Here is a 7,153-nt window from a genome sequence, read left to right on the forward strand (position 1 = left end):
CACTCCCTTTTAGCGTTATATCGCCTCCTTGTTTATTCGCATTCCCTGTCGCTATAATATCTATATTTCGTCCCGCCGAAACTCCACTACTTATTACCGAATGCTGCTCTTGGTTCACTTCTCGCTCCGTGCGTTGCGTGCCCACCATCGCACTCACCCCTATCGAAGCTTGACTTTGTCCTTGTTGGTTTTTCAGTTGTGAATCTTCAAGCGCTTCTATCGCCGTTAACGCCGATTTAATCGATTGGAGTGCTAATAGTTTGTCATTGCCCTTTTTCTTGGCTCGCTCTACTGCTTTTGCCGCTTCATACATATCCGCAGCCGTCCCCGTTAAAGCTACCGTTAAGCCAGACTTTTCGTAACTGTACTCTTCTTTATACGTCGTTTTGGCATCTAATGCTTCAATATTGACGTTTTCGCCTTGCATTCTAATATCACGCTGCGCAATAACATCACTGCCTTTGATATTTAGGTCTTTGCCCGCTTGGATGTTAACATTGCCATTTGTGCTGCCTACAACACTGCCCACAAAGGCTTGTTCGGTATCGGTCTGTTTGAGATTTTCTTTTTCTTTACCCACCGTAAAACCAATTCCGCCACTGCCCATTAATCCCGATTTCTTGGTCTTGGTTTCGTGTTTTCGGTAATACGACTCTTCCGCCGCATCAATATTAATCGCTTTACCCGCCTCAAGTGCTACATCATGCGTACCAATCACTTGGCTACCGGTCACCGTTAAGTTGTTACCCGCATCAATAGTGACACTATCACCATAAAGCTCACTGCCTTTTTGGGTGGTATTGTCTATCTGAGTACGCGTTGTTGTAGTACTCTTATTTAAAAAGCCTTTCTTTTTTCTCTTGTGAAACTCATCTAACTCAAATCGTTCTTCCGACGCCCCAATGGATATGTCGTTATCAGCGTGAAGTCCTAAATGATTGCCTGCAACAATATCAACTGTTTTGGCGTTTATATCGTTACCCGCAATAAGCATCACATTATTAATGGCACTTATCTCTGTACCTACAACGCTTTTTTCATCGGTTTTGCGGTAGTCCTTTTTGACCCTAAAATCTAATTTTTCTTCAATATCAGCCGTGTTGAACTTGATATCGTGACCGGCTTGTAACCAGGTATTACCCGTTTCGCCATTATTTATTATCCATCCCGCTTTTGTATTAATATCACGACCGGCATCTATCACAATATTGCCATTATTCACTTGGATAATACTACTTTGGTCAATATTGGTGGTTAAGTTGCGATCGCGAGTTTGCGTGCGCGTGCTTGATAATAGGTTGATATCATTATCTGCCGATAAATAAACCAACTTATCGCCCACCAATTTGCCATAATTGGTAATGTCGTTTTTTGCATTAATAGCAACTCTATCACCATAAATCGTCCCTTTATTAGTGACGTTATGCCCTTCTAATAAAATATCGTTCTTGGCGTTTATTAAACCATTGCTGTTAAGCTCATCACCTTTAATAAATACATTTTCGCCTGCAATTAATGCCCCATCGCTACCAAGCTGTGGCCGATTAACCACATAAACTTGTGGTACTAACACTTCCATGCTTTGACCATCAACATTGATGGTTTTTTTCACTAATAACACGATGTCAGTGGTTAAGGCTTTCATCTGCTCTGCCGATAATTCAACGCCCGGAACAATGCCATAATCATTGGCAAAACGAATTCCAGCATCCATCAATGCTTGGTATTGTTCTAAATCTGAATGGTAACCGTGTAAATATCGGTTGCCCGTTAAGCCAAGAATTTGTTCACGAATGAGTTGTTGCTCATAATACCCATCGCCTAATCGTTTTTGTATTGAATCTGGATCAGTTTTTAAGCGTTGAAGCATATAATCTGAACTCAGCCATTTTTTGCGTTGGGTAAAACGCGGATCGGTTTCAATAATATAATTTTTGTCTGTATCTTTGTGAACTATCCATAAGCTATTATCAGGTAAGGTCAAATTGGGCTCATAAATACTAATAGTTTTAGACGGTGTCATCTCATCTTTAGTAGCCGGTAAATCAGGCTCTTTGACTGTCGACGTATCTTTTTTGTTGTCTAAATTTCCCTCAAAATGATTATCAGGTAGGAAAGGCAAGGTAGCAATAACATCTTGTTTATGCTTTGGTTCAGCCACTAGATTTGTTTTATCTGATGTGAGCTTATTATCTGGACTTAAGTCAATAATTGGATTGGTTAATTGTTTTTCATGCTGCGAAATTGGACCACCTATCATTTTGCCCACAAGAACTTGATTATGGGGATTTTCAACTTCGACAGCTTGTTTCGGTGTTTCTTTTAGCGGTGTGCGCTCAAAGATTTGATGATCTAAAATGTTATGATTTAATGCATCATCAATAAAAACTTCATCAGCTTTAGTGTAATTAGAAGGACCATAACATCTATAGTCATCCTTGTGCTTTTTCTTATGTTCATAATAATTCCCTGAATAGACATATTTTGATAAAGTTTCCTGAGACGTATTGTTCAGTTGATTTACGTTGATGCTGACGGTTTTACCCGCAACAATTTTACTGTCCTGATTGTTTAGCGTTTGCCCTTGAATAATAATATGATCCGCTGCCATGATTTTACCCGGATCGGTTTCTAATACAACAGTACGATATTTTTGTTTAATAACATTAAATTCCCACGAGTCCTCCGCTCCGTCAATGTTATGAGATGGAACTGACATGCGTTGTAATCGATTGGAATGCCTTAAATGCTCTGGAATGTCATTCCATTTATAATAGCACCTGTGATGTGACGTTGAATATTGACAAGGAATACCACGCATGTATTTTGTGTGAATACGATAAAGAACATCATTTGGCGAGTATTTTGTTGGTCCATCACCTTCAGAGGTTTGAAAATAAGTTTCTTTTTCAGGTGGTTCATCGCTTTGGCGCATTTCTGTAACAATATGGTCATTAATATTGTTAATGGTGTTGGCCGCAATAACTAAACTCCCTTGCGATTCAATGGTTGCCGAATGGTTATTAATCACGTCAGCTAAGCCGACAACATTGAAGTTTTCGTCAAGATCACCCCCAATATTAAAATACCCTAAACTGAGCAATTGGGCATGCGTATAGTTATTTAATGTTTTAATCCCCAAGTTAAAATTCTGTCGAGCTGCAATGACGGGGGCTCTACCATTTTGACCGCGGTTATTAAGCTGGGTAGCGCTAATAGCTAGATTATCAGCATAAATACGTCCTGTTTCTAAGTTATTTAAGGCGTCAGTACGGATAACTGAGGTGGTACCATCAATTAATCCATAATTGGTAATATTTTGATGCTTTAATGCTAAATAATCAGCACTAATTTCTGCCTGTTGTTCGTTAACCAGTTGCTGACTATTTAACGAAACTTGACGGCCTGCCGTGATTTTGTTTTTATTAATAATGTCTTTTGTGGTACGAATAGACAAATGACCATTGGCGGTTATTTCATTTTCATTGATAAAGCTATCGTCTAAATCCAGGGACAAATCATTTTTAGTTTTTATTATGCCATCGCCTTGAAATGCTCGCGTTTTTAAGTAAATATTATCGGCTAGTAAATGCCCTTTGCTATTATTAAAATCCCAAGCATTAATCACCATCGTATTATTCGCTGTTAGGGTGGCTTGCTCATTGTTTAAATGATGGCTTTCAAGCAAAATGTTGTTAGCTATATATTCTGACTGTCGATTATCAACATCCGTTGCTTCAACATTGATAAGACCATTGGTTTTTAAGGACGCTGATTGATTGTTTAAGTCAGTAGTCTGTAACTTGATACCGTTATTGGAGAGTAATTTTGCCTCATTATTGTTAATATAGTTCAATGAGGTAAGTTCAATTTTGCCATTCGCAGTTAATTGCGCCGCATGATTATCAATACCAAGAATTGCACTTAATCCAATATTATTTTCTGAAATCAGGATGACTTGCTGATTATTGAGTGTGTTTGCATGAATATTTATATCCCCTTTAGCCAGCAATTCACTTTGTTGATTATCTATTTGTTGGGTTTTTATATTCAGGGATTTTTCAGCAACCAATTTTGCGTGTTGATTAGCAATATTGTCAGCATGAAGTGTCAAATCACCATTGGTAAATAATTTGGCCTGTTGGTTGTTTAAGGTTTGGCTATCAATACTTATTCCTTTATCACCCGATAATAATAGCGCTGACTGGTTATCTAATCGATTGGCTTGAAGGGTTATTTTATCTTGCGATTGGAGTGTGGCCTGAGTATTATTCAGCGTGTTAGATATGATGTTAATCGCAGATTGTGCCACTAAAATCGCTTCGCTATTATCAAACTCTTGGTTATTAATGGCTATGGCGTTATCTGCTTTAAGTACTCCACCTTTATTGATAAGACGAGTAGTATCGATCTTTATTGACTGGCCACTGAATAATTTCGATTGAGTGTTATCCAAACTTTCAGCCTGAATAGCGATGTCTCCTTTTGTATTGAAAATCGCTTTTTGATTGTTGAATTGCTTCGTATTAATATGTAGTGATTTGTCACTGCCTAATTGTGCACCAGAATTATTGAGCTCATCACTTTCAATAGTAATACCGTTGTTGGCAACCCATTTTGCATTGTTATTTATCAGCGTGATGGCATTGACGTTAATATGGCCTTGCGCCCCCATTTCACTGGCTGTGTTATTAATAGTATCAGCTTTAATTTTAATGTTTTTATTACTGATGATCGCCGCATTCTTGTTCGTCAGTTGTGTGCCAGTAATATCAATATCACCTAAACTGTTTATGCTTGACTCACTGCTATTGATTGTGTTGGCTTTAAGTTGCATATTTTGCTGTGCAACCAGCAGTGCTTTTTGTATGGACAGTGTTTGTTCACTGTGAATATTTATATCCCCTTTGCTGGCAACAGTTGCATGATTTAATGATGCTGTTTTGCTCGCTAAGTTCAAGCTACCTTCGGTAACATATTCAGCTCGGTCACTGACAAGAGATTCTGTTTGTATGTCAATCCCTTGTTTGGACTTAATTTCACTGTCTTGGTTATTGATTATGTTGCTAATGAAGTTAATGGCACCATCAGCAAAAAAGAGGCTTTTCTCGTTGTGAAACTTGGCCGCACGAATAGCAATATGCTGATGACTTAAAAATTTTGCATCGGTATTAGTAAGGTTATCAGTATCAATCTCAATATTGCCATCTGTTATCAGTTTAGTATTAGCATTTTTTAACTGATCGCTCGCTTTAATATGAATGTCGTCTTTTGTTTGAATTTGTGCTGCGGTGTTATCAATTTGATTAGCATTGATTGAAAGTTTACCGTCAGTTAATAATATTGCTTCACTGTTGTTAATTTGTTGAGCATCAATAGCTAAATCTTGTTTAGCCTGAATGGTTGCTTTTTGATTGTTAAACTCGGTTGCCAATAAGTTGATTACACCACCACTAAACCAATTTGCATTCTGATTATTAAGCTGAGAAAAATGCAATTGCATACCATCATTAGCATAGAGCGTAGAATTCGCAGTATTTGCCCGTGGTGCCTCAATTATCAATTTTTTGTTGGTGATAAGTTGTACACGATTGAATGCCGCCGATTCTTGTGCCTTAATTGCTAAATCATTTGCTACTTTTACTACCGCATCATCCGCCTCAATTGTAGTAGCGTTAAAATGGACTTGACCAGTCGATAATAGTTCGCCGTGATTTAAGATTTGCTGTTGCCCTGTTAGTGAAATATCGCCTTTTGCACCAATGGCAGCATGGCTTAAATCTATTTTTTTACTGTTAATAACAATTTGATTATCAGCGTGTAGGCTTGCTCCTTTCGCATTAATTTGCTCGTCAATGGCTAAATTAAGCGCATTGCCGGCTTGCAGTATACTGTTATCGCTTGCTAAGTGTTTAGCATGGATATCTAAGGTATCATGAGCAATTAACTTAGCATCATCGTTAGCCATAGCTTGCGTGTTAATGGTTAAGGTACCACCAGATACGATTAAACCTGATTGGTTATCAAAGCGTGTTGAAGCATCAATAACGATGTTATCACCACTTTGCCATTTTGCCTGTTGGTTATGTAACGTATTACCCGTAAAAGTTAAATGCTTACCACCGACTAATACGGTATTATCATTATTTAGATAATCAAACTGATAATGGATTGAGCTTGCCGCTTTCATCTGGCTGGCGCCATTTTCGATATTATCTGCTTTAATGTCAATGTTATTACCGGACCACCATATCGACTCTCGATTGCTTAGCGCTCGACCTTGCACGGTAATATCACCTAATGCACTAATTTTTGATTTATCCAGTTTTAACTGATTGGCCTTTATCGATACAGGTTGGGTTGTAATAAGATTTAAAAAATGCGCAAAATAAGTATCGGCATTAATGTCAACCACATTCTTAGCCTGTAACTTAGCTCGGTTAGTGGATAAATTTTTTGCATTAATACGTAGCGTTTGTTCGGTAATAAGGTCGAGGTTATCCGCATTGAGCTCACTGCTCGACAACGAAACGGCACCTTTAGCGCTTAAGCTGGCATCGTGCATTTCAGTATCATCAGCATCAATAATTATTGCACCATTGGTATTTATTTTAGCGGCATTACTTTTTATATGATTGGCTCTTAGTGTAATGTCGTTTTCTGCAATAAGCTGACTATTGTTGCTCGTGAGTGCGTTGGTTGTTAATGCTATGCCTTCTTTGGCCTTTATCGTTGCGTCAGACGTGTTTATCGTTTTAGCGCTAGTTAAACGTAATTGTTGCTCAGTTTGGACTTGCGCCCCACTAAGCGAGATCGATTCGCCTGTCAGATTTAAATCATTAGCATATGTTTGACTACCATCAAGATTAAGACGGTTTTTAGCTTTTAATGATAATGCGTTGTTTGCACTGTTTTTGCCATTAAATGCAATACTATTGGCAGTAGCATCAATATTACCAGGCTCGGTCAGTTTTCCCTTTTCATCAATACCCGCAGCCACAGTACTATTTTTAGTGCTATTTATCACTGAGCCTTTAAGAACAACATCGTGCTTGGCAAGGAATGAACCCTCATTCACAATGGCTTTTTGACTGTTTAAGTGGATATTTTGTTGACTGTAAATTTGCTTGCTATTGCGAATGTCCTGTTGACT

General features: G+C 38.2%; 1 protein-coding gene. It reads right to left on the reverse strand.

The window, feature by feature from the left end; translation table 11 throughout:
* Positions 1-7,153: hemagglutinin repeat-containing protein (locus ACYIAM_RS12775; RefSeq protein ID WP_483748528.1), on the reverse strand; the 7,153-nt coding region annotated here is incomplete at both ends.

Source organism: Gilliamella sp. X-60 (genome assembly GCF_057063585.1).